The organism is Clostridia bacterium (genome assembly GCA_024653205.1).
Classification (GTDB): domain Bacteria; phylum Bacillota; class DSM-521; order Neomoorellales; family SLTJ01; genus JANLFO01.
In genome coordinates, this window is sequence record JANLFO010000003.1 from 52975 (window position 1) to 75791 (window position 22817).

A 22817-nucleotide genomic window follows, 5' to 3' on the forward strand; every position below is an offset into this window, starting at 1 on the left:
GGAGTGCTTTTCGGATTGGGCGCGCACAGGCGGTTGGCCAAGGCCTTGGCCGACCTGGGGGTAGCCTCGCGGCGTCGGGCCGAGGAGTTGATCCGGGCGGGCCGCGTGCGGGTAAACGGGGTAACGGTCACCGATCCCGCCCGAGGAGTGGGGGAGGGCGACGTGCTGGAGGTAGACGGAAGGCGTCTTCGGCCTGCCCCCGAGCGCGTCGCCTTGTTGTTGTACAAGCCTGCGGGCTACCTCTCCACGGTTACCGACCCTTTCGGCCGGCCCACGGTGCTGGACCTGGTGGGGCCGCAACCCTACCGGCTCTATCCCGTGGGCAGGCTTGACCTGGACGCCGAAGGCCTGCTGCTTCTCACCAATGACGGAGAGCTGGCCTTCCTGCTTACCCATCCCCGGCACGAAGTGGAGAAGACCTACCGCGTACTGGTGAAGGGCCGGCCCGGGCCCGGCGCACTGGAGCAGCTACGGCAGGGAGTAAGACTTGAGGACGGTCGGACCTCACCCGCGCGGGTCCGGCAGGTAGGGCGGAGGGGAAGCGATACCTGGCTGGAAATCACGGTTCACGAGGGGCGCAAGCGGCAGATCAAGCGCATGTGCCGGGCCGTAGGGCATCCGGTCCTGTCTTTGACCCGCACGCGCCTGGGTTTTCTTACCCTTAAGGGACTGGCCCCGGGTCGGTACCGACGGCTGACCGCCGAGGAGATTGGTCGCCTGAAGGCGCTGGCCCGCGGGCAGGGGAAAGAATTACCTACCTAGAGCTTCTCCTGCGAAATCATAATAAGTCTATGGATCCCAGGTTGTCTCCCCGGACCATCGTGGCCACTTACGTAGGCACGGTGGTGGGTGCGGCTTTCGCCTCCGGCCAGGAGATCCTGCAGTTCTTCGGGTACTTCGGCGCCTGGGGGCTGGCCGGGCTGCTCCTGACCACCGTCCTCTTCATCCTCTTCGGCTACCTGATCATGGAAGGCGGACACCGCCTGGAGGCGCGGTCCTACCGGGCCGTGATCATGGAGGCCGGAGGCCCGTGGCTCGGCCGGGCACTGGACGGGGTGGTCACCTTTTTCCTTTTCGGCGCCCTGCTGATCATGGCCGCCGGTGCCGGAGCCTTTTTCCGTCAGCACTTCGGACTCCCCTTCGCCCTGGGCAGTGCGGCCATGGTGGTGGCCGCCGCGGCCACGGTTCTCGCCGGGCTGGGCGGGGTCATTGCCGCCATAAGTATCATCGCCCCCGCGTTATTGCTGGGCGCCCTGGGGCTGGGGGCTTATACGGTCATCAGTGCCTGGCCGGGAACATCCGGCGGGTTCTTCTGGTCGCTGCCGCAAGAGGCGCCCGTGCCGTCCTGGCCCCTATCCTCGGTCCTGTACGCCTCCTATAACCTGCTGTTGGCCGTGGCGGTGCTGGCGCCTATAGGCCCTCGGGCACGCCGGAAGGATCTCTGGTTGGGCGCGCTGGGCGGAGGTACCGCCCTAGGCCTGGCGGCCACCTCCATTTTTCTGGCCCTCATGGCCCAGGGAAGGGCAGGCGCGGCCTCGGAGCTACCCATGCTGGCCGTGGCCGCCAGGCTGGGTCCGCTCGTGGCCTGGAGCTACGGCCTGATACTGCTCGCCGAGATCTATACCACGGCGGTAAGCAGCCTTTTCGGCTTTGCCTCCCGGCTTGGCACCGAAGGAGCCCGCTTCCGGCTGGCGGTTTCCGCCGCCGGCGCCGCGGCCTTCATCCTGGCCCAGTTCGGCTTTTCCGTGCTGGTGGGAACGATCCTTCCCGCAGTAGGGTATGCCGGGCTGCTCTTCTTGGGCGCCCTGGCCCTGGGGTACCGGCCCCTGAGGGAGGCCTGGCCACGAGTGGCACGACTCGTCGCCGCGCCGCACCCTCTCAGGAAGGCCTTTCCCAGAGGGCGGGTCGTGGAGAAAGAGCCCCATGGGAACGCACCGAAGAACGGTCAGGAGGCCCCCAGGGACGAGTCTCCGCGGAGATAAAGCCGGTTTTACGGGCTGACGCAGGCGAGCAGGCGAGGGAAGATAATCTCGGAGGTCCCGCTACGGGTGACTTTCCCGGCATATAACTTCCGATAAGAAATATTATGTTAACCTAGGTAGGAACAACCGCCGCTGGATAAGGGCGGTAGCACCGGCTTGCGGCGCCCCTCGGGGCCGCAGGCACCGTTGGCAGGACTAAGACCCAGCAGAAGGCCGGTAGACTTCCTGCCACAGGCGCGCCGGCAGCACTTCGCGCAGCAATACCTGACCGTAGTCCGTCTTGCCGCTGAAGGCATTCTTATCAGTCCAGTCTTCCGGCCGGAGGTCCGGAGCGTCGGCTTCATTTATGGGAAAGCCTTCTGGGCCCGCGCACTCCAGCAGGAGGCGCACCAGTTCGTCCTGGCCGAGATTAACCAGCGTTTCTCTCAGGCGCCGCGCCCGGCGGGTCACCGGGCTGCACAGGTAGGTTCTGCACACCAGCGGCCGCAAATCGTACCGTCGGCACAGGCCGGCCTGCCGGTCCAGCAGCACGCACTCCCCTTCTTCCCCGCGCCTTAGTGTTATGTCAACCGCGCGGCCCCAGACCCCTACCCAGCCGTAGGCCCTCACCGCCTTCAGCGCGCGCCCGGCCGTCTCCCCTGCCGCCGGTTCGCCCGCCTTCTCGGGCCGGAAACGGCCTTCCGAAAGCCCTCCCCTGCCCCGGCCCGCTTCCGGCCCCGTCCCCGCCGCCTTCCCGCCGCCGGCCGACCGCTCACCCAGCCGGAGGGCATCAATACTGGTGAGCGGGATGCGCTCCGCGCAGCAGCGCGGGCACCCGTAGCAGGCTCCGCCAGGGTTCCGGCGCCGGGCCAGACGCGGTTCGGCGCTCAGAAGCTCCATGGCCCGCAGGTAGTCGCCCACGGTGGCCCGGGAATCGAGTACCAGCAGGTCGTAGCCGCATTCGCCGCCAAAAGGCACCAACTCTACTCTTACCATCGGCCCTCACTCTTATCTCCGGAAGCCCGCACCTCACGGCCCACCGCGGGCCCGCTCGGAGGCCCACAGCTCCCGCATGGTGGCCCGGAGGTGGTACGGGTACAGGCTCCTGAGCCTGCCCTCCTCTCCGCGCGCCCATCCCAGCGAGAAGCCGCCCACCGTGACCAGCACCCATCCCGGCGGCGTCCGGGCTTCCAGCGCCTCGCCCCGCAGGTAGGAGCGCAGCGCCCGGTCCTCGGGGGCAAAATCGTGCACCTGCCGCGCCCGGCCGGGGTCCAGAGCCACGGCCAGGGCGTGGTTGGGCTCGAACCTTCCCTTGCGCACCCTTCCCAGCCACCAGCCCGGCCGCAAGACCCGCAGCCCCTCCCACGCCTTGGGTGACAGCGGGGGTCGGAAGAGCTCGTTCCCCTGCTCTACGACTTCTTCCTCCGGCACCGGCAGTTCCCGAAGGTACTCCCGGCAGAACTCGAGATACCGGTCGCGGGCCTCCGGGGACAGCGGCGGCAGCGGCGCGGGCTTCCGCCTGGGAGCGGGCCCTTCGCGCCGACGGAGGAGGGCGTAAAAGTGGCCGTGCCCCTCTCCCCGCTGCGGCCACAGCCGCACCGCCCGCTCCAGCTCTCCGGCGCCGTCCGGCAGCCATTCCGGGTGCCCCCGATCGAACCGGAGCGCCGGCGGAGGCTCCACCAGCTCGAACTCCCGGTGGTGCCTGAGGAAGCGATGCACCACCCCCTCGTTCTCTTCCGGAGAAAAGGAGCAGGTGGCGTAAAGCAGCCGGCCACCCGGCCGGACCAGCCTGGCCCCCTCCTCAAGCACGGCCAGTTCCCGGCGCGCGCACCGGATAACGGTTTCCGGGCTCCAGTAGCGGGCCGCCCCGGGATTCCGCACCAGGAGGGCTTCGCCCGAGCAGGGGGCGTCGATCAGCACCCGGTCGAACCAACCGGCCCAGCGCGCCGCCAGCCGCTGCGGGGACTCGTTGGTGATGAGGGCGTTGGTTACCCCCATCCGCTCCAGATTCCAGGCCAGGACCGAGGCCCGCCGGGGTTGTATCTCGTTGGCCACCAGGCACCCGGTATTCCCCATGCGCGCCGCCAGGTGGGAGGCCTTGCCCCCGGGCGCGGCGCACAGGTCCAGCACCCACTCTCCGGGCCGCGGATCGAGCAGCAGGGCCGCGGCCATGGTGGCCAGATCCTGGGGGTAATAAAGCCCGGCGTAGTAGAAGGGGTGCGCGCCCGGCCTGGCCCCGCTATCGGTAAAGACGAAGCCCTCCGGGCACCAGGGCACGGAGGCCAGGGCAAAAGGCGAGCGGCTCCGGAATTCTTCCGGGGTTACCTTTAAGGTATTGACCCGCAGTCCGGCCCGGTAGGCGGTCAAAGCGGCCTCAAAGGCCGGAAACTCCGGTCCGAGCCAGCCGGCCATGCGGGCGGCAAAGCTACGGGGTAACTGCGACGAACCGGCCATGCGCTCTCTTCGCCGTCCTTTCTCCACCCTTACTGGTTTCTCCGCTTTCGGCGGCAGCCCTTCCCGGCCGGGTGGCCGGGAGCCCCGGCAGAGGTAAAGGCGGGCCGATTTCAAGAGGGCCCGTCTCCCCCTTCCGTATGTTATAATAAGCCAAACTGCCGGTAAATCCGTGCGGACGGGGTGAGAACGGTGCCGAAACTGGGTATACTCACCGGCGGCGGAGACAGTCCCGGTCTCAACGCCGTAATCCGGGCGGCAGCCAAGACCGCCTTCAGACAGGGCTGGGAAGTGACCGGCTTCCTGCAGGGCTACAGCGGCCTGGTAGAGGAACGCTACGTCATACTGGACCAGAGCGCCATCAGCGGGCTCCTGCACCGGGGCGGAACCATCCTGGGCGCCAACAACCGCGATAACCCCTTTCACTACCCGGTCCGGGAAAACGAGCGGATCGTCTACCGGGATCTGTCCGACCGGGCCCTCCTCAACCTGGAGCGCCTGGGAATACAGGCTCTCATAACCATCGGCGGCGACGGCACCCTGGCCGCGGCCTCCGAGCTGGCGGCCAAGGGAGCGCGCATAGTGGGCGTGCCCAAGACCATAGACAACGATCTCCTGGCCACGGACCAGACCTTCGGCTTCGACACCGCCGTGACCGTGGCCACCGAGGCCCTGGACCGCCTGCACACTACCGCCGAATCCCACCACCGGGTCATGGTGCTGGAGCTGATGGGCCGCTACGCGGGCTGGATCGCCCTGCAGAGCGGCGTGGCCGGAGGAGCCGACGTGATCCTCATCCCGGAAATCCCCTGGCGCATCGAGAAGGTGGCGGAAAAGATTCTGGAACGCAAGGCCCAGGGGAAGCCCTTCAGCATCGTGGTGGTGGCCGAGGGGGCCAAGACTCCGGAAGGCACCCACGTGGTGCGGCAGTGGGTGGAGGGCAGCGTGGAGAAAGCCCGGCTGGGCGGTATCGGCGAGGTGGTGGGCAGGATGATCGAAGAGCACACCGGCATCGAAACCCGGGTAACGGTGCTGGGGCACATCCAGCGCGGCGGCTCCCCTACTCCTTTCGACCGGGTGCTGGCCACCCGCTTCGGCGTCCTGGCCGCGCAACTGGCCATGCAGGGCGTGTACAACGTGATGGTCCGGCTCCAGGGGCTGGAAGTGGGGTACGTACCCCTGGAGGAGGCGGTTCGCGGCACCCGCAAGGTGCCGCCGGAAGGCCAGCTGGTACAGGCCGCCCGGGCCATAGGCATAAGCTTCGGCGACTGAGCCGCAGGGAGGCGAGCGAGACTTGAACGCTTTCGATACCGCACAGGATCTGCCCGACGCGCGGGGCTACTTCGGCCCCTTCGGCGGCCGCTACGTTCCCGAGGTGCTCGTTCCCGCGCTGGTAGAGCTGACCAGCGCCTATCAGCAGGCCGTCGCCGACCCCGGGTTTCGGCGGGAACTGGAGGAACTCCTCAGACGCTGGGCCGGGCGCCCTACCCCGCTGTGGTTTGCGGAGAGGCTTAGCCGCCACTGCGGCGGAGCCCGCATCTACCTCAAGCGGGAGGACCTCGCCCACACCGGCGCCCACAAGATCAATAACGCCCTGGCCCAGGCCCTGCTGGCCCGCAGAATGGGCAAGCACCGCGTCGTGGCCGAAACCGGTGCCGGCCAGCACGGGGTGGCGTCAGCGGCGGCCTGCGCCGTGCTCGGGCTGGAGTGCGTGGTCTACATGGGCGAGGAGGACGTGCGGCGGCAGGCCCTCAACGTCTTCCGCATGCGGCTGTTGGGCGCCGAGGTGCGGCCGGTGTCGGCCGGAAGCCGCACCCTCAAGGACGCCATCAACGAGGCCATCCGCGACTGGGTAACCAACGTGGGCACCACCCACTACCTCCTGGGCTCGGCCGTGGGGCCCCATCCCTACCCGGTGATGGTGCGCGAGTTCCAGGCGGTAATCGGCAGGGAGGCGCGGGAACAGATGCTCGAGCAGACCGGAGCCCTGCCCGACTGCGTGATCGCCTGCGTGGGAGGCGGCTCCAACGCCATCGGGATCTTCAGCGCCTTCATCCGCGACCCCCAGGTCCGCCTGGTGGGCGTGGAGGCCGGCGGGCGGGGCCTGGATACCGGCGAACACGCCGCCTCCCTGGTGGCCGGGAGCGTCGGGGTGCTGCACGGCGCCAAGATGTACCTGCTGCAGGACGAGCACGGACAGATCGGCACCACCCACAGCATTTCCGCCGGGCTGGACTATCCCGGGGTGGGGCCCGAGCACAGCTTTCTCAAATCCGTCGGCAGGGCCGAATACGTGGCGGTCACCGACGAGGAGGCTCTGGAGGCCTTCCGGCTCCTCTGCCGGACGGAAGGCATCCTCCCCGCCCTGGAGCCGGCCCACGCTCTCGCCTACGCCACCCGCCTGGCCCCCGCCCTGGGCCCGGCAAAGTCGATCCTGGTCAACCTTTCCGGACGGGGCGACAAGGATATGGACATCGTGGCTTCCGCCCTAGGAGGGAGACTATGAGCCGCATCGGCGCGATATTCTCGCCCGGCCGCCCGCCTGCCCTCATACCCTACCTTACCGCGGGCTACCCGGATGAGCGGGCCACCCTGGAAGCGGTGAGGTTGCTGGCAGCCGAAGGTGCCGACCTGGTGGAACTGGGCATCCCCTTTTCCGACCCTCTGGCCGACGGGGTTACCATCCAGAAGGCCAGCCACGAGGCGCTGAGCGCCGGAACTACCGCCGAGCGGTGCCTGGAGATGGCCCGGGAACTGCGCCGGCAGGTAGAAATCCCCCTGGTGTTCATGACCTACTACAACCCGGTGCTGCGCTACGGGCCGGAGGCCTTCTGCGCCCACTGCGCCCGGGCAGGGATCGACGGCCTAATCGTGCCGGATCTTCCCCCCGAAGAAGGCGGCGAACTGGAGGCCGCCTGCCGGGCGCACGGGCTGGACCTGATCTACCTCTTGGCCCCCACCAGCACCCCGGAGCGCATCCGTCTGGTGGCCGGCCGCTCCACCGGCTTTATTTACCTGGTTTCCGTTACCGGCGTTACCGGCGCCCGCGACACCCTGCCCCCGGAACTGGCCGACCTGGTGGCGGCGGTCAGGCAGCACACCCGCCGGCCGGTATGCGTGGGCTTCGGCATTTCCACGCCCGGGCAGGCGGCCGAAGTGGCCCGCTTGGCGGACGGGGTCATAGTGGGAAGCCGCATCGTGCAGATAATGGGTCAGGGAGAGAACTGGCGCTCGGAACTCACCCGGTTTGCCCGGCAGTTGAGGCAGGCGCTGGATAACAGCGCCGCCGACCCCCGCCGCGCCGGGCCTACTTCACCAGCCGGCCGCGCATGAGCCGGACCGGCAGGTTGAACAGGAGGCCGGCCACCACGGCCAGCCAGAGGGCGTGGGTCCAGAGAGACGAGCTCACGGCCCCCAGGACGAACGCCCGTACCAGGGCCACCGAGTGATAGAGCGGGGTGAGCCAGCTCAGGCTGCGCACCACGGCCGGCAGACCTTCCACGGGAAAGAAAACCCCGCCGAAGAGAAACATGGGGGTGATCAGGAGGGTGAAGAAGTAGTTGAAGGTCTCGATTCGCGGGGCAAAACTGGTCCAGACCATGGAAAGCTCGGCGAAGATCAGGCCGGCCAGGGCCAGCACCGGCGGCGCCAGCAAGACCCAGGGAGAGGCCACCAGACCCAGCAGGCAGAGCACGACGATTATTACCGAACCGTAGAGCACGCTCTTGAAGGCGCCGTAGAACATCTCCGCGGCAATCAGTTCCTCTACGCTCACCGGCGTGGCGGTAATGGCCTCGTACACCCGCTGGTAATGCAGCCGCACGAAGCTGTCGTAGGTGCATTCGGCCGCCGTGGCCCACATGGCCGAGGAGGCCACCAGACCCGGGGCCACGAATTGCAGGTAACTCATGCCCTCTATGTTCTGGACGTAGCTCCCCAGGCCGTACCCCATGGCCACCAGGTACAGCACCGGCTCGATGAAGTTGAACATGAGGTTGGACTTCCAGTTCTTCTTGAAGACCACCAGGTTGCGGTAGCATACGGTCCAGACCAGAGGGGTGAGCCTCGGCCACAGGAACAGGGGCAGCGGGTTCTTCAATCCCCTATCCCCCTCCCGGTCAGCTTGAAGAACACGTCTTCCAGGTTGGCGGGACGCACCCGGCGGTACGGCAGAGGAAATGAAAGCCGCGGCAGGACTTCTTCGGAAAGGCCGTCGCCGTCGAAGGGAAAGAAGAATACCTCGCCCACCCGGTAGTAATCCCGGCAGTACGGCCGCAGGCGCTCCAACAGCTCCGCCTGCCACTCCGGTGCCACGCTTACCTCCAGCACCTGCCGGCCGATGTGCTTGGCCACCAGGGCCTGGGGTTCCCCAATTTCCAGTATCCGACCCCGGTCCATTACGGCCAGGCGGTCGCACAGGGCGTGGGCCTCTTCCAGGTAGTGGGTGGTCAGTATCAGCGTGAGCCCCTCTTCCCTCAGGTGGCGCAGCCGCTGCCACACCAGCTGCCGCACCTGAGGGTCCAGACCGGCGGTAGGCTCGTCCAGAACCAACAGGGCCGGCCGGTTCACCAGGGCCCGGGCCAGGGTGAGCCGCCGCTTCAACCCGCCGGAAAGCTCCTCCACCGGCCGGTTAGCCCTATCGGCCAGATCCATGAATTCCAGCAGTTCCCACGCCCGCCTTCGGGCCTCCGCACCCTTCAGGCCGAAGTAGCGGGCGTAGACCAGCAGATTCTCCAGCACGGTCAGCTCGGGATCGAGATTGTCGCTCTGGGAAACCACTCCCAGGCGCTGCTTGATCTCCCGGGCCTGCCTGAGCGGTGAGCGTCCCAGAACCCGCAACTCGCCCCCGCCCGGAGGCAGGGAGCAGCAGATCATCCTTACGGTGGTGGTCTTGCCGGCGCCGTTGGGCCCCAGGAAACCGAAACACTCCCGGTACGAGATGGCAAAATCGATTCCGTCCACGGCCTTAAGGCCGGAAAAATCCTTGGCCAGGCCTCTGGCCGTTACTGCGTATTCGTTCTCCGGTGCGTACATCGGCGCGTCACCCGCGAAACCGGCCACGGCGGCAAGAAACGGGCCCCTCTGCCAGGAGCCTCCCGCCCCGGACAGCCGGGCCGGGAACGTCTACCAGGGGAACCCCCGGGAGGGAACCGCAAGGGCCTGCGGCCGCGGCCCCGATCGGGCCAGGATCGCGCCGGTCAGAGCGCCGAAAACCAGGTTGGACCCCGCCAGCTCCATCAGGTGGATCCTGGCTACCGCCTCCGGCATGTACGGGTTGGGCAGCAGCAGCTGCAGGCTCCAGACCGAGAAAAGCATCGCCGTGGCCAGGCATACCTCCCAGCGCCCGCCCGGGTGCACTCCGATCACGGGCAGGGCAAGGACAGCCCAAAGCAGGCCGCGAAAGGCCTGAAAGGCAAACATCCAGGGAGTAGAATCCCACACCGCAGCCACCTGGGCGACGAGGCTGGCGGCCTCGGCACCGCCGTAGAAGGCGCGCACCTCGGGCCTTGCCCAGGCCACGAAGTATCCGAAGCAGAAGTATAACGCCACGTAGATTCCCGCTACCGCCGCCAGCCGCCAGACCCAGCCCCAGGCCGAACGGCGTAAACCCGGCAGCCTGGGTGCGGCCACCAGCCGGGCCTGCCACTTCCCCAGCAGGGCCACCGCCGCTACCGCAAAGACGGCGGCCACCAGCGCGCCCGCTCCAATCAGCCGGGTTACGGTGTCCGGCGGCAGGCCCAGGTATACCAGGGATTCCAGCTGGTTAATCAGGGTGTTAAGGCCGAAAAAGGCCACGAACACCGTGGCCGCCAGTGCCCAGCCGGTTTGTCGCGCCCGCAGGATCAGGTAGGTCATCACCGCCGCCTCGGCCAGGCCGACCAGGAACAGCAGCGCCAGGGTGCGGCCCCCCTCGGCCGCCAAGGCCTCCGCGTCGATCTCCCCTGCGGCCGGCACGCCTACCAGGACGGAGAATAGGGGGGTACAAACCGCCAATACCACCGCGAGCAGCACTATCTTGGCTACAAGAACCCCTGCCCGCCTTGAGCCTCGAGACAAAAGGCCTCCTCCCCTCTCTCGGACGAATGGCCGCGAGCCCTCCGGACCCGCCGTTTTCCCTCTCCCCTATAGTTCTCGCCCGAGAGAATTTTCCCTCCCCAAGCCGGGCTGGGATTCACTGCAATCCGGCATGGTAAGTCCCCGGATACAGGCTCCGACGTCATTGTCTACCAGGTCAATTTGGGAAACGTGACGGCCGAGACATGGCTCTCCAGACGGCCGGCGCCAGGCTTCTCTCAGACACGCTGCAGCCAAGCGCAGTCGAAATGGGTAGGCCCGCGTCCGGTTCAATCCCCTTTTTTCAGCACGATCACATTGACCGCCAACGCCTCTGCACCCCCCCTGAGCACATTAGGGCAATGGTCTAACGGACTAAAATCGTACGCTCCCAATCCTGACGGAAGCAGCTCACAAGAAGGCCGTTTTTACGATAAAGGCTGAGAGACAGCAAGCATCCATAATACAGAAGTACGATCCTGGTAGTTGTTTGAATTACTGGGCTTGCTCGTTGCCATGACCATTAGCAAGCATTGAGTCGAGAATCCTGGGCAATACTGTTTCACATGTTCCGCAGGCCTTAAGTATTCTACCATGGTCAAAGCGATCGATATGCACATCGAATCGGCCCCTTAACGCAGGTACCAAACTTGCGTCAGTGTCAACCACGATCATCTTCTGATTCTCATTCGTTGCCATAGATCTCGAGATGATCTTGGTTATGTAGGCGTCAGATTCAGAGAATGAGTATCCAACGATTATCAGGACAGCTGCTTCTTCAATGCTCTGCCTTGCATAATTCCATATATCTACCAAGCTTGGAAACATTAAGAACTTGAATGATAGAGGAGGAACTAGCAGCGGCCGACGCAAGCCGCCGCACTTTTTGCAAATGCCGAGTACCGGGTAACTAAGTGTGTCCGCCTCGAATATTTTCTTCACTTCAAGCAAATTAAATTCGCGTACATCCTGGCAGGAACTACAGTATGACCAGTTTATAGAGCCGTGCATTTTGATCAATTGAACGGCATTCGGATTATCTTCGTTTTTTCCGCTAATCGTTCCTCTAAGGGTAATTTTCTCAGTTAGCAGTGCTTCATCCATGCAACCGTCATAGTTCGTTGTAATAATCGTTGTGTGATTATGCTTTTGAATGAAATTAACAATGGCCTTGTGTGTTTCATTAGGAGGTGCAGCAATCATAGTACTCGTTAGGAGACCAAACAACGTTTGTAGAGTATCCTGGAGAAAACCAATGGACGATACGTCTGCCATAATTCGCCTAATGCTTCCGAAGGTTTCACCCTCCCCACCAACTTCTTGACCCATAGAGTACAAGAAATAATCAACTAGGGCAGTAATATGTCTGTTCTTAGCGATAAAATCAGAAACATAAGCGGCAGTCAGCAGATCTTCTATATTCTTTATTTGTCGCCTGTCACACCACCTGCGTAGGTTCTCCAAGTCTTCACGGCCTATTTTTCTCGCTCTATTCCACAGCTCCGGCAGCAACTGCTTGACCGTGGGGATGCCTGAGTAGGCAGAAGCTCCAGCACCTAGCAAGAAGGTAACCTTAGTGTCATTACTAACCCTTATGCCCCATACTTCTTTATCTATTACAGGTTCCTCTTCTACTGACATTATCGCTTGACTGATTTCCTTGATTATAGCCGGAGGGAACCTATCTGCGAATACCTCATACTTTCGCCATATCTCTACCCACCTCGGATCCAACGGTTCGTCCTCTGGTTTCCGTTGTAGAAACTCATGCATAATGCGGATGGCAAATGTAACAGGGGGGTATTGTTCCAATCTTGTCAATACATGTTGTTGTCGTGGAGAAATGTCTGCCATTTCATCACCTCCTAGTAGTGATTTTGCGGTTCCACCCTCATGGTTTACCGCTCGTTCGCCTCTAGCTGTTGATTATGGTCACAAACCGTTCCAGTCCCTCGTCGGCTCAGTGTTCCGATTGCACGGCGAATTCTTTACACCCTGTACCCCTTTGGACCTACAGTCCACGCCGGGCAACCAAGCGTCGCGCCGCCTTCGGCCATCGACCAGCCTCAGCCGCCGGTATCTTCGACACGTCGCCTCCTAGATATCATTCGAGGTCGACGACAGGATTCCTCCTACTATCTGGCAACTCATGGAGGAATTACCGGCGCCCGGTGCCGCATAAGGGGCAGTCGGGGTTGCGCTCTATCTTCACTTCCCGGAAGGACATGCAGAGGGCGTCGAAAAGAAGGAGCCTGCCGGCAAGGGGGCTGCCCGCCCCCAGGATGAGCTTTAGCGCCTCCGCCGCCTGAATGACGCCGATGACGCCGGGTGCCACGCCCATTACCCCGGCCTCGCGGGCGCCGGCCACCGCGCCGGCCGGTGGCGGAACCGGGAAGAGGCACCGGTAGCAGGGGCTCTGCCCGGGGAGGATGGTGGTCACCATGCCCTCCCAGCGCAGGACCCCGGCCTCAATCAGCGGCTTTCCGGCCGAATGGCAGGCGTCGTTCACCACGTAGCGGCTGGGAAGGTTGTCCACCGCGTCGATCACCAGATCGTAACTGGCGACGAGGGAAAGGGCATTGTCCGGAGAAAGGGTGAGCGGGTGAGGCTCAACCCTCACCTCGGGGTTGAGGGCTTCCACGGCCTCCTTCGCCGAGAGGGCCTTGGGCCGGCCGATCCGGCCGGTGGCGTGCAGAACCTGGCGCTGCAGGTTGGAAAGCTCTACCCGGTCGGCGTCCACCAGCCCCAGGGTGCCCACGCCGGCGGCCGCCAGGTAGAGCGCCGCCGGGGAGCCCAGGCCTCCGGCGCCTACGATCAATACCCTGGCCCGGCGCAGCTTTTCCTGGCCCGCCTCCCCTACCTCGGGCAGGACAAGCTGGCGCGAGTAGCGCGCCTGCTGCTCAGGAGTCAGTCCGGATGCTTTCACCCTTTCTCCCCTCATCCCGAGATTCGGACGGTAACGTACTCGCCGGTTCGACTAGACAATATTATACTATATGAAGGTGGGGCCGGGGGCGAACCGCGGCAGGCCCGCCGGCACCGGAGCCGGGGGCGGGACCGTCCCGACGGGCAAGAAGTCCGGCCGCCCCCGGTTCTAGATGATTATGCATATCAGGCCGCCGCTGCCCTCGTTGACTATGCGCTCCAGCGTCTCCCTGAGTTTGGCCTGGGCGTTTTCCGGCATGCGGTAGAGCTTGCTCTGGATTCCTTCCCGCACCAGCTGGCTCAACGGCTTGCCGAAGATGTTGGTCTGCCATATCTTCTGGGGATCGTCCTCGAATTCGTCCAGCATGTAGCGCACCAGTTCCTCGCACTGGCGCTCGGTGCCGATGAGGGGCGTGATCTCGGTGGTGATGTCGGCCCGGATCAGGTGGTAGCTGGGCGCGGTGGCCTTGAGCCTCACGCCGAAGCGCCCGCCCTGGCGGATAAGTTCGGGCTCGGAGAGTTCCATCTCGTCTACACCGGGGGTGACGATGCCGTAGCCGGTGTTGCGCACCTCGGCCAGACCCGCCGCCACCTTGTCGTACTCCCGCTTGGCCAGGGCCAACTCGCGCATCAGGCGCAGCAGTTCGTGCTCGCCGCGAATGCTCAACCCGCTTACTTCTTCCAGAATGCCGTGGAATACTCCGTCCTCCAGCGCCACTTCCACCGTGGCCACGCCGGTCCCCAGGTCCATGTGCTTCAAAGCCGCCCGGGCCACCTTCTCTTCCCGGCCGAGGTTTTCCACCAGGCGGTCAACGTCCCGCAGGCGCCGCACCTGATCCACTTCCCGGGCCACCGCCTCCTCCAGCCGGCGCCGCAGCCAGTGTTCCGGTTCCAGCTCCTGCACCCACAGAGGCAGGTTCACGTTGACTTCTACCACCGGGAACTCGTAGAGCACCTGCTCCAGGATGTTTAGCAGGTCGGACTCGCCCAGGTTGAGGCAGTCCACCGGGATAACCGGCACCCCGTACTGCTGCTCCAGCTCCTGAGCCAGGCTCACGGTTTCCGCCGCCAGCGGGTGGGCGGAGTTGAGCAGGACCAGGAAGGGCTTCTCCAGCTCCTTCAGCTCCCACACCACCCGCTCCTCGGCAGAGACGTAATTCTCCCGGGGAATGTCGGTCACGCTGCCGTCGGTGGTTACCACCACCCCGATGGTCGAGTGATCGGCGATCACCTTGCGGGTGCCCAGCTCCGCCGCCTGCTGGAAGGGAATGTCCTCGTCAAACCACGGGGTTCGTACCATGCGCGGACCGGTTTCGGTCTCGTATCCCAGCGCTCCCTCCACCGTGTACCCCACGCAGTCTACCATTCGCACGCGCATCGGTACGCCTTCGCGAACCGTGATCTCTACCGCCTCGTCGGGAATGAACTTGGGTTCGGTGGTCATAATGGTGCGACCGGCGCCGCTCTGCGGCAATTCGTCCTTGGCCCGGTCGCGCTCGTTGGGGTTTCTGATGTTGGGAAGAACCAGAAGCTCCATAAAACGCTTGATGAAGGTAGACTTGCCCGTACGTACCGGCCCCACTACGCCTACGTAAATGTCGCCGCCCGTACGCTCGGCGATGTCCCGGAAAATATCGTGCTGTTCCACCCTTCTCCCCCCTGGCCGTGTGGCCCGCCGGCCCCACCGACTGTTCCTGGATTTGGCACGCCTGGACACTATATTTATATGAGCCGGCAGGAACAATATTACCGGCCGCCGGGGAAGAAGGGAGCCAAATCCTCCACTTCGCGAGTCTTGCTGCGCAGCATCAGGCGGGCCACGCCTTCCTGCGGGAGGCAGCCTTCAAAGAGCACCCGGTAGACCTCGCGGGCGATGGGCATCTCCACCCCGTGGGCCTGGGCCAGCTCGCAGGCGGCGCGGGTGGTGCGCACGCCTTCCACCACCATACCTACCTGGCGCAGGGTCTGCTCCAGGGTGTGGCCCCGACCCAACAGCAGGCCGGCCTGGCGGTTGCGACTGTGCGGGCTGGTGCAGGTGACCACCAGATCGCCCAACCCGGCCAGGCCGGCGAAGGTAAGGGGGCTGGCCCCCAGGCGCACGCCCAGCCGGGTGATCTCGGCCAGGCCGCGGGTGATGAGCGCCGCCCGGGTGTTGTCCCCGAAGCCCAGCCCGTCGGCCATACCGGAGGCCAGGGCGATCACGTTCTTGAGCGCCCCGCCCAGCTCTACCCCCACCAGGTCGGGATTGGTGTATACCCGTAGATGGTGGGTCACGAAAAGGTCCTGCACGGCTTCGGCAGTACCCGGGTCGGCCGAGGCTACCACCACCGTGGTGGGAAAGTGCCGGCTCACCTCCTCCGCGTGGCTGGGCCCGGAAAGCACGGCCACGCGGGCCGAAGCATCCCCGCCCAGTTCCTGCGCTATTACCTGCGAGAGCCGGAGCCGGGTGCCCTCTTCCAGCCCCTTGGCGGTGTTGACCAGCAGCGCAGGCGCGGGCAGGTACGGCCGCGCCCGGCGGACGGTCTCGCGCACGGCGTGCGAAGGGACGCTGAGCACTACCACATCCGCGCTATGTAATGCCTCCTCCAGGTCGGCGGTAACCAGCACCTCAAAGGGGATCACGATTCCGGGGAGATAGGCCAGGTTCTCCCGGCGCCAGCGCAGTTCCTCGGCCGCCTCGCGGCGCCTGGCCCACAGTGCCACCCGAAACCCCTTCTCCGCCAGCAGCACCGCCAGGGTGGTACCCCAGCTGCCCGCCCCCAGGACCGCCACACATTCGCCCACGTTTCTCCCTCCCCGCCGGCGCTAGCGTCCGCTTCTGCCTGATCCCACCCTGAACTCCGTACCCTGGCGCAGCCTCCGCAGGTTCGGCCGGTGCTGCAGGACGATAAGCGCGGCCACGGCCGCTCCCAACAGGACGTAGGCTGCCGGCTGCCCGTAAAGGAGCATGAATACGGGGGTGGAGAGCCCGGCCACTATGGAGCCTACGGAAACGTAGCGCGTGGCCAGGACCGTGACCGCCCAGACCGCCACCGCGGAAACCGCCACCCAGGGAGCCAGGGCCAGCACGGCCCCGGCGCTGGTAGCCACGCCGCGGCCTCCCCGGCCCCCGAGAAAGATCGACCAGTTGTGGCCGGCCACCGCCGCCAGCCCGCCCAGGGCGGCCAGGACCGGGCCGCCCACGGCGTGGCCCAACCAGGCGGCTATCGCCCCCTTGGCCACGTCTCCCAGCAGCACGGCCAGGCCGGCGGCCGTGCCCAACACCCGGATCACGTTGGTCATGCCGATGTTTCCGCTCCCGTGCTGCCGCACGTCCACACCCTTGAGCCGTCCCGTCCAGTACCCCACGGGGATGGACCCCAGAAGGTAGCACGCGACCAGTACCAGTACGTAAGAAGACAAGGTCCTCCCTCCTTAGACCGAGCCCTTTTCCCTCACCAGTATCCTCAGCGGCGTGCCTTCAAAGTCGTAGGCTTCGCGTAGGCGCCCTTCCAGGTGCCGTAGATAGGCGGAAGTAAAGCACTCGCTGCGGGCAACGAAAAGCACGAAGGTCGGCGGATGCACACCCGCCTGGGCGGCGTAGAAGAGTTTGGCCGGCTTGCGGCTCTTCTGCGGCGGCGGGGTTAGGGCTACTGCCTCGGTGAAGAAGCGGTTTACCTCGGCGGTAGGAAGGCGCCGGGCAGAAGCGGCAAACACCGCCCGCACCCTGGGCAGGATCTCCGCTACCCGGCGGCGAGTCAGGGCAGAAACGTACAGTTGCGGCGCCCAGGCCACGAAGGCCAGCTCCCGTTCCAGGAGGGCGGGGTACGCCCGGCGCGCTCCCGCGTCCAGCAGGTCCCACTTGTTGACCACCACCAGCAGGGCCTTGCGGGCCTCGGCGACCCGCGCCGCCAGACGCTTGTCCTGAGAGGTTACGCCCACAGGGGCCTCGAGCACCAGGACCACCACCTGGGCCCGTTCCACCGCCCGCAGCGCCCGGCGTACCCCGTAGTACTCGGTGGGAGTATCGATGCGGGACCGGCGCCGGATGCCGGCCGTGTCCACCAGGACGAACCTCTGCCCCTCGTGCACCAGCTCGACGTCCACCGCATCCCGGGTGGTGCCCGGCACCTCGCTGACCACCACCCTTTCCGCTCCCAGCAGCCGGTTGACCAGCGAGGATTTGCCCACGTTGGGCCGGCCCACTATGGCCACCCGAATGGCCTCGGCCTTCTCCTCCTCCGCCCCTCCGCCTATTTCCTGCAGCACCCGGTCCAGCAGGTCCCCGGTTCCCCTGCCGTGCAGGGCGGACACGGGAAAGGGCTCGCCCAGCCCCAGGCGAAAGAAGTCCCATGCCCGGCCTTCCGCCTCCGGGCCGTCCACCTTGTTGACCACCAGGATCACCGGCCGGTCCTGGCGCCGGAGCCAGTCGGCCACCTCTTCGTCCTCGGCGGTTATGCCCTGCCGCCCGTCCACCACGAAGAGCAACAGGTCCGCGTCCCGGACTGCCTGCTGCACCTGCCTCTCTACCTGTTCCTCCAGGCGGCCGTCCGGATAGCCCAGCCCGCCGGTATCCACCAGCAGGAAGTATTTCCCCCTCCACTCCACCTCTTCCTGGAGCCTGTCCCGGGTGATGCCGGGGCGGTCTTCCACAATGGCCACCTGCCGGCCCACCAGCCGGTTGAAGAGGGTGGACTTCCCCACGTTGGCCCGCCCCACTATGGCCACTACCGGTCTTCCCATGCCACCACCTCGAGCTGACGGAGCAGGGCTCCGGCCCTGGGTTCCACCGCTACTACCTCAACGCCAAGCTCCCGCTGCAGATCTTCCAGCCGATAACCGTCCAGGAACAGGCTCCCCTCCCGCAGGGCAACCCGGGGCAGAAACACCACCGTCCCTTCGCGGCGAAGCCGCGAGCGCAAGGGCGCCAGGGCCCGAACGACGTCCCCGCCGGTGAGCAGCCCGGCTGCGGAAACCGACGGGCCGAAGAAGCGGTTGGTGACGGGCAGGAGCTCGATCCTAAGGCCCGGCCGGCGCCGCCGCAGGCCGGCCAACAACGGAAGCCAGACGGCGGCCGCGGCCCGGCCGGTAACCAGCATCACCGGCCGCCCGCGCTCGGGACGGTAGGAGAGCTGCCGCAGCTCTTCCTCCCACTCGGCCCGGAAGTCGGCCACCAGGCCCACCCCGTTCTCGAGCTGGGGAAAGCCCTCGTATTCCTCGGCCGGGGGAAAGGGCCACCCGCTCAGGTGGTAGAACTCGTCGGCGGCGAACACCAGCCGGCTGCCCAGGCGGCGCAAAAACTCGTGCTGCCGCCTGTGTACCTGGTTCAGCACCGCCACGGCCGAGGCGGCGTCGAAGGGGACGAGCGGAAAGAGCCGCTGCCGGTAGCGGGTAAGGCCCACCGGCACCACCGCCACCGATCTGACCTGGGGCCACAACGAGGCCAGAAAGCGCAGGGTTTCTTCCAGGAAGGCGGCGTCGTTCAGGTGGCGGCAGAGCACCACCTGGCAGTGAAGCTCGATCCCCGCCCGGGCCAGCCGCAGCAGGGGCGGACGGACGTCGGCCCGCTCCGCTTCGGCCAGGCCCAGCAAGAGGGCCCGCCGGACCGGGTCAACCGTGTGCACGGAAACGTAGAGCGGGCTCGGTCTTAAGGCCAGGAGGCGCCGCCAGTCGCGGTCGGTCAGGTTGGTCAGGGTAACGAAATTACCGTACAGGACCGAGTAGCGGTAGTCGTCGTCCTTGACGTAGAGCGAGGGCCGCAGGCCGGCAGGGAGCTGGTCCACATAACAAAAAAGGCAGCGGTTGCGGCAGCGCCGCAGGCCGTCGAAGCTGTCGACCGAGAAAACCAGACCGAGATCCTCGTCCCAGTCCTTGCGCACCGTTACTTCCCGGTGGCCCCAGGGTCCCTCGACCTCCAGCACCGGGTCCGGTTCGGCCGCCGCCCAGCGGTAGTCCAGCAGATCGCGCAGGGGCTGCCCGTTGATCGCCAGCAGCCGCTCCCCCGCCCGCACCCCGGCCCTGGCCGCCGGGCTGCCCGGCTCCACCTTTTCCACCAGGCCTCCTCTTGCCGCCACCCCCGGGCTTCACCTCCGCTCGCTGGCCCCATTATCCCCCATTGCCGGAGGAGCGTCAAGGTAGTGCGGGACCGGCGCGCCCGTCCGCGCTTCGGGTGCCCGGCGGGAACGAAACCGCCGCCGGCGCGCACGGTCCGGGCTTCCCGGCCGGGCCGGTCGTACTAGTGACGCACTATCACGTACACCCCGTTCTCCAGGTCGTGAACCATCCCGTCCAGGATGCGGCTCAGGGCCAGGGCCATTCGGTTCTGCTCCCCGGCATCCGGCGCCACGAAAACCGGCGCGCCGCCTGCCGCTACCCGGTGCCGCTGGGCCTCCAGCACCACTACGGCCAATATGCGCTCTTCGGCCATGCGTCCCACCTTCTGCCGCGCGGGGGCGGGGCCTGCCCGGGCGGGCAAGACCGCTCCTCCCCCACCCTCCGTTCCCCTAGTCCTGTGCCAGGCGGCCGGCGGCGGTGGCGAGGGGCCGGCGCTTGGCGCTTTCCAGCACCGGTACCCGCTTGACCGCCTCGATGAGGGCGGGAAGATCCGGCTCGGCCGGCAGGATAAACAGGGCGATCTCGCCCGTGTCCACGTTCTTGCGCGCCAGCGGGGCCCAGTCCGGTTCCCCTATCTCCCGCTTGGTGCCGATCAGTGCGGCCGCAGTATGAACGATGGCCTGGCGCTGTCCCCGGTTGTGCAGGGTGGCGCGGGCGTTATCATTCTTCGGTTTGATTGCCACCGCCAGTCCCTCGCGCAGGAGCTTCTCCCTCGCCTGGGGCAGGCCCACGTTCATCATCACCACTTCGCCCACCTTGAGGAAGGCGCCGTCGAACCAGGCCCGGGCCGGTACCACCTCGGCGATGTCCCCCACCATCTCCCCGCGCATGAAGAAGCGGACGGCCACGGCCGTGGCCGCGGCAGCCCCCGCCAGGCCTGCCGGCCAGCCCCAGAGTCCGGTAAGGCTGCTGGAGACCAGGGCCACCAGCATGGCCAGGTAGTTGCGGGCCTCGAAGGTGCGGGCGATGCCTTCGATGTAGTCCGCGCCCCGGGGCACCAGTTCTTCTTCCTCCAGCTTCTCCAGCATCCTCCTCTCCATGTCCCGGATCTGCCGGAACTCCTGGGCGGCCAGGGCCAGGAAGGTGACGGCGGTGAACTCCCGGGCCTCGAGCGCCGGGACGGCTACCGCTCCAAGGAAGGCGGCGATAAAACCCAGGGAAAGGTGGGTGACGTGCCCGTGCGGATAGGTGGGGTATTGCCGGTAGTCGCTGCGCAGCATTAGGAAACGGGCCGCGGTCCCGGCCGCGGTCCCGAGGATGATGGCCGTGCCGTAATCCATGTCAGTCCTTCTGGTAGTCCGCGCGCTGCCGGTTGGGATCGGTTTCGGCCCCCCGGGTCTCACCTTCCGCCTTTTGGCCCGTCAGGGGCTTGGCCGCCGGCCGCTCCCTCAGACGCCAGTAGAAGCGCCAGCGCCGGGGCCGGCCGCCGAGCCTGCCCCACTCCCGGGCCAGGAACTCCCGCATGCGCTCCTTCATGCCGGCCAGGCTGCCGGTGCTGAGGTAGAGGTAGCCGGCCACCGAAGCCACCAGGGCGATCACCACCCAGAGCACCGACACCCAGTCGGCACCCGCCCCCATCGCACCCGGAGCCAGGGGGGAAGGCGCCACAGCAATTCCCAGCACCCGGGGCAGAGCCTCGGCGAGCAGGGCGGCGCCCCGCTGGGCCCGCTCCCGGCTGTTGGTGTAGGTTCCCACTTCGACCAGCAGCGAGTGCGGGGAAAGGTCCTGGTTGTAGTTCCCGTGGGCCAGGAATATCCCCCGCACCAGTCCCGGATAGCGCTCGTCCAGATAGGCCTTGACCCGTTTGGCAAAATCGAGGTTGGCGCCCATATTCTGGTTCTGCCGCCCTACCACCAGCCTTATCCTCGCCACCGGCTCGCCGGCTACCTGCGCCTGGTAGGTGTCGGCGTTGGGAATGCCGTCCCGGTGGAGGTCAACGATGGCCGCCGGTCCCTTTTCCGCCAGGCGGAAGGCGGTGCGCCGGGACCGCCGGTACGCGTCCGCATCGTGGGGCTCGTGGGGCTGCTTGTTGTACTCCACCTGCACGCCCAGGGTGCGGAGCTTCTCGGCGAAGACCTCCCCCACCCTGTAGATGCCTCCGTCCCCCGGGCGGCTGCTGGCGCCGTCGGTGGGAAGATAAGACTCGTCGCTGTGGGTATGGTATACCGCCACCAGGTTGCGGCCCCCGCCCTGTACTGCCAGCACCCCCTCGCCGGAGCCGGCCGCGGTGGGCGGTCGCCACTGCAGGCGCTCCTTGCCCACCAGTTCGGCGTAGGCGGTGTCTCCCGATACCCGCACCACCCGGTAGCGGTAGTTGTCGGAAGTGATCAGCTCGTCTCCGGCGTGTACCACCCTCGCCGTCTGGTCGATCACCCGGCCGTGCGCGTCCACGATGGTAAAGTAGGTGCCGTCGGTGCGCTCGTCCGCTTCCCCGGCGGCTGCGGCGATGGGGCCTGCGGCCGTCCCGGCCGGGCCTGTGGTAGACGTCAAGACCAGGAGCAGTGCCAGGCAGACCAGAGGTACGGTCCTACTCACCGTTCCTCGCCTCCCGGTTCCGGCTTGCGGGCCGGGCCGGCAGGGCGAAACCGCGGGGGCCGCAGGGCGGCCAGGAGGCTTCGCGGCCTGCCGGCGGTTGCCACTCCGCCCTGGAGCCTCTCCCGCAACTCACCCACCACTTCGGCCAGGAGTACGGCCACCACGCCGGAGAGCACCATCACGTCGAAGACCCCCGCGCCGCCCAGGGCTACCGCTCCCGGCAGGCCGGTTGCGGTCAGCCGGATCCAGTCGGCGATATCCAGGATGAGTACCCCCAGCACGGCGGCGATAAAGGCGGTTCGACGGGAGCGGCCTACAATGTAGGCCACGCCGCCGGCCACCAAGGGATAGGCGAGCAGGGGGTCTAGCACGTCGGCTCCCCGCTGCCAGGGGTCGCCCCGGCCCAGCACGCTGTTGAGCACGAAGACTGCCCCGGCGGTGGCGGCGATGGCCAGCAGCGCGCGCCCCCATTCCCGGGCCGAGCCGGCCCGCACCAGGACGTAAACCGCCAGCGCCACGGGGATCAGGGCCCCGCCCACGTTCAGGGATACGTCTATGGGGCCTCGCAGGAGGGGAATATCGATAAAGCTGCCTACCGCCATGGCCGCCACCACCGCCAGGGCGGCACTGTCTCCCAGGTAGAGACGGTCCAGAACCCGGTGGGCAAAACCGAAGTAGATGAGGGCGGCAATTATGACCAGGACTACCATTCCCAGAGGGAAGCCGGGCATAGAAACCCCTCCTACCGCAGTATCCCCGAGCATTCTAAGCTTCCCCCGGAGGAATGAGTATTATGCA

The 22817-nt window shown here is 66.3% G+C and carries 21 protein-coding genes; 5 read left to right on the top strand and 16 right to left on the bottom strand.

Going from position 1 to position 22817, the window contains the following annotated elements; all coding sequences use genetic code 11:
- The first annotated feature begins 15 nt into the window (after positions 1-15).
- Both NUV99_02280 and NUV99_02285 read left to right on the top strand, forming a co-directional pair.
- Positions 16-762 carry an rRNA pseudouridine synthase gene (locus tag NUV99_02280; protein MCR4418959.1) on the top strand — a complete coding sequence of 249 codons (747 nt, stop codon included), beginning with the start codon at positions 16-18 and terminating at the stop codon, positions 760-762.
- Between the two features lie 29 nt (positions 763-791).
- Entirely contained in the window at positions 792-1982 is a 1191-nt protein-coding gene (locus tag NUV99_02285; GenBank protein ID MCR4418960.1) for a hypothetical protein, read from the top strand.
- A gap of 195 nt (positions 1983-2177) precedes the next feature.
- Here the strand turns inward: NUV99_02285 and NUV99_02290 are convergent, their stop codons facing one another.
- Positions 2178-2957, bottom strand: coding sequence for a YkgJ family cysteine cluster protein (locus NUV99_02290; GenBank protein MCR4418961.1), 780 nt, complete (start codon positions 2955-2957; stop codon positions 2178-2180).
- Positions 2958-2990: 33 nt separating this feature from the next.
- Positions 2991-4442 carry an RsmB/NOP family class I SAM-dependent RNA methyltransferase gene (locus NUV99_02295; protein ID MCR4418962.1) on the bottom strand — a complete coding sequence of 484 codons (1452 nt, stop codon included), beginning with the start codon at positions 4440-4442 and terminating at the stop codon, positions 2991-2993.
- Positions 4443-4604: 162 nt separating this feature from the next.
- On the opposite strand from NUV99_02295, the gene NUV99_02300 reads away from it, so the two are divergent.
- The 3 genes from NUV99_02300 to trpA are packed head-to-tail and all read left to right on the top strand — an operon-like array spanning position 4605 to position 7745.
- The gene (locus NUV99_02300; GenBank protein MCR4418963.1) at positions 4605-5684 is read left to right on the top strand and encodes an ATP-dependent 6-phosphofructokinase; all 1080 of its coding nucleotides are present in this window, start codon (positions 4605-4607) and stop codon (positions 5682-5684) included.
- A gap of 22 nt (positions 5685-5706) precedes the next feature.
- Positions 5707-6918: a tryptophan synthase subunit beta gene (trpB, locus tag NUV99_02305; protein MCR4418964.1), complete on the top strand. Its 1212-nt coding sequence runs from the start codon at positions 5707-5709 to the stop codon at positions 6916-6918.
- The gene (gene trpA, locus NUV99_02310) at positions 6915-7745 is read left to right on the top strand and encodes a tryptophan synthase subunit alpha (GenBank protein MCR4418965.1); all 831 of its coding nucleotides are present in this window, start codon (positions 6915-6917) and stop codon (positions 7743-7745) included. Before trpB ends, trpA begins: the two co-directional genes overlap by 4 nt.
- On the opposite strand, the gene NUV99_02315 is transcribed toward trpA, so the two are convergent.
- The 14 genes from NUV99_02315 to NUV99_02380 all read right to left on the bottom strand — a co-directional run bounded on the left by NUV99_02315 (position 7720) and on the right by NUV99_02380 (position 22750).
- A complete protein-coding gene (locus tag NUV99_02315) occupies positions 7720-8511 on the bottom strand; it encodes an ABC transporter permease (protein ID MCR4418966.1) in 792 nt (263 codons plus the stop codon). The genes trpA and NUV99_02315 overlap by 26 nt on opposite strands.
- Positions 8508-9446, bottom strand: coding sequence for an ABC transporter ATP-binding protein (locus NUV99_02320; GenBank protein MCR4418967.1), 939 nt, complete (start codon positions 9444-9446; stop codon positions 8508-8510). The genes NUV99_02315 and NUV99_02320 overlap by 4 nt, the downstream gene beginning before the upstream one ends.
- Positions 9447-9536: 90 nt before the next feature.
- Complete coding sequence (locus NUV99_02325; protein MCR4418968.1) at positions 9537-10469, bottom strand: hypothetical protein; 933 nt, start codon at positions 10467-10469, stop codon at positions 9537-9539.
- Between the two features lie 492 nt (positions 10470-10961).
- The gene (locus NUV99_02330) at positions 10962-12320 is read right to left on the bottom strand and encodes an SIR2 family protein (GenBank protein ID MCR4418969.1); all 1359 of its coding nucleotides are present in this window, start codon (positions 12318-12320) and stop codon (positions 10962-10964) included.
- Positions 12321-12624: 304 nt separating this feature from the next.
- Positions 12625-13392, bottom strand: a complete 768-nt coding sequence (locus NUV99_02335) for a HesA/MoeB/ThiF family protein (protein MCR4418970.1) — start codon at positions 13390-13392, stop codon at positions 12625-12627.
- Positions 13393-13560: 168 nt separating this feature from the next.
- On the bottom strand, positions 13561-15039 hold the full coding sequence (gene spoIVA, locus NUV99_02340) for a stage IV sporulation protein A (protein MCR4418971.1): 1479 nt from the start codon (positions 15037-15039) through the stop codon (positions 13561-13563).
- Positions 15040-15137: 98 nt separating this feature from the next.
- Complete coding sequence (locus tag NUV99_02345; protein MCR4418972.1) at positions 15138-16175, bottom strand: NAD(P)H-dependent glycerol-3-phosphate dehydrogenase; 1038 nt, start codon at positions 16173-16175, stop codon at positions 15138-15140.
- 21 nt (positions 16176-16196) lie between these two features.
- On the bottom strand, positions 16197-16793 hold the full coding sequence (gene plsY, locus NUV99_02350) for a glycerol-3-phosphate 1-O-acyltransferase PlsY (GenBank protein ID MCR4418973.1): 597 nt from the start codon (positions 16791-16793) through the stop codon (positions 16197-16199).
- A gap of 12 nt (positions 16794-16805) precedes the next feature.
- On the bottom strand, positions 16806-18113 hold the full coding sequence (der, locus tag NUV99_02355) for a ribosome biogenesis GTPase Der (protein ID MCR4418974.1): 1308 nt from the start codon (positions 18111-18113) through the stop codon (positions 16806-16808).
- Positions 18098-19444 carry a DUF512 domain-containing protein gene (locus NUV99_02360; GenBank protein MCR4418975.1) on the bottom strand — a complete coding sequence of 449 codons (1347 nt, stop codon included), beginning with the start codon at positions 19442-19444 and terminating at the stop codon, positions 18098-18100. Before NUV99_02360 ends, der begins: the two co-directional genes overlap by 16 nt.
- 161 nt (positions 19445-19605) lie before the next feature.
- A complete protein-coding gene (locus NUV99_02365; GenBank protein MCR4418976.1) occupies positions 19606-19797 on the bottom strand; it encodes a hypothetical protein in 192 nt (63 codons plus the stop codon).
- A gap of 76 nt (positions 19798-19873) precedes the next feature.
- Positions 19874-20764 carry a YIEGIA family protein gene (locus NUV99_02370; protein MCR4418977.1) on the bottom strand — a complete coding sequence of 297 codons (891 nt, stop codon included), beginning with the start codon at positions 20762-20764 and terminating at the stop codon, positions 19874-19876.
- Between the two features lies 1 nt (position 20765).
- Positions 20766-22019, bottom strand: a complete 1254-nt coding sequence (locus tag NUV99_02375) for a stage II sporulation protein P (GenBank protein MCR4418978.1) — start codon at positions 22017-22019, stop codon at positions 20766-20768.
- Positions 22016-22750 (bottom strand): DUF1614 domain-containing protein, encoded by a 735-nt coding sequence (locus tag NUV99_02380; protein ID MCR4418979.1) that lies wholly within the window; start codon positions 22748-22750, stop codon positions 22016-22018. Before NUV99_02380 ends, NUV99_02375 begins: the two co-directional genes overlap by 4 nt.
- Positions 22751-22817 lie beyond the last annotated feature (67 nt).

Excerpts from the sequence above, each read along its gene's own strand:
- NUV99_02285 (MCR4418960.1), top strand. The coding sequence starts at position 792 with ATGGATCCCAGGTTGTCTCCCCGGACCATCGTGGCCACTTACGTAGGC.
- NUV99_02290 (MCR4418961.1), bottom strand. The coding sequence starts at position 2,957 with ATGGTAAGAGTAGAGTTGGTGCCTTTTGGCGGCGAATGCGGCTACGAC.
- trpA (MCR4418965.1), top strand. The coding sequence starts at position 6,915 with ATGAGCCGCATCGGCGCGATATTCTCGCCCGGCCGCCCGCCTGCCCTC.
- NUV99_02320 (MCR4418967.1), bottom strand. The coding sequence starts at position 9,446 with ATGTACGCACCGGAGAACGAATACGCAGTAACGGCCAGAGGCCTGGCC.
- NUV99_02330 (MCR4418969.1), bottom strand. The coding sequence starts at position 12,320 with ATGGCAGACATTTCTCCACGACAACAACATGTATTGACAAGATTGGAA.
- der (MCR4418974.1), bottom strand. The coding sequence starts at position 18,113 with ATGGGAAGACCGGTAGTGGCCATAGTGGGGCGGGCCAACGTGGGGAAG.
- NUV99_02365 (MCR4418976.1), bottom strand. The coding sequence starts at position 19,797 with ATGGCCGAAGAGCGCATATTGGCCGTAGTGGTGCTGGAGGCCCAGCGG.
- NUV99_02370 (MCR4418977.1), bottom strand. The coding sequence starts at position 20,764 with ATGGATTACGGCACGGCCATCATCCTCGGGACCGCGGCCGGGACCGCG.
- NUV99_02380 (MCR4418979.1), bottom strand. The coding sequence starts at position 22,750 with ATGCCCGGCTTCCCTCTGGGAATGGTAGTCCTGGTCATAATTGCCGCC.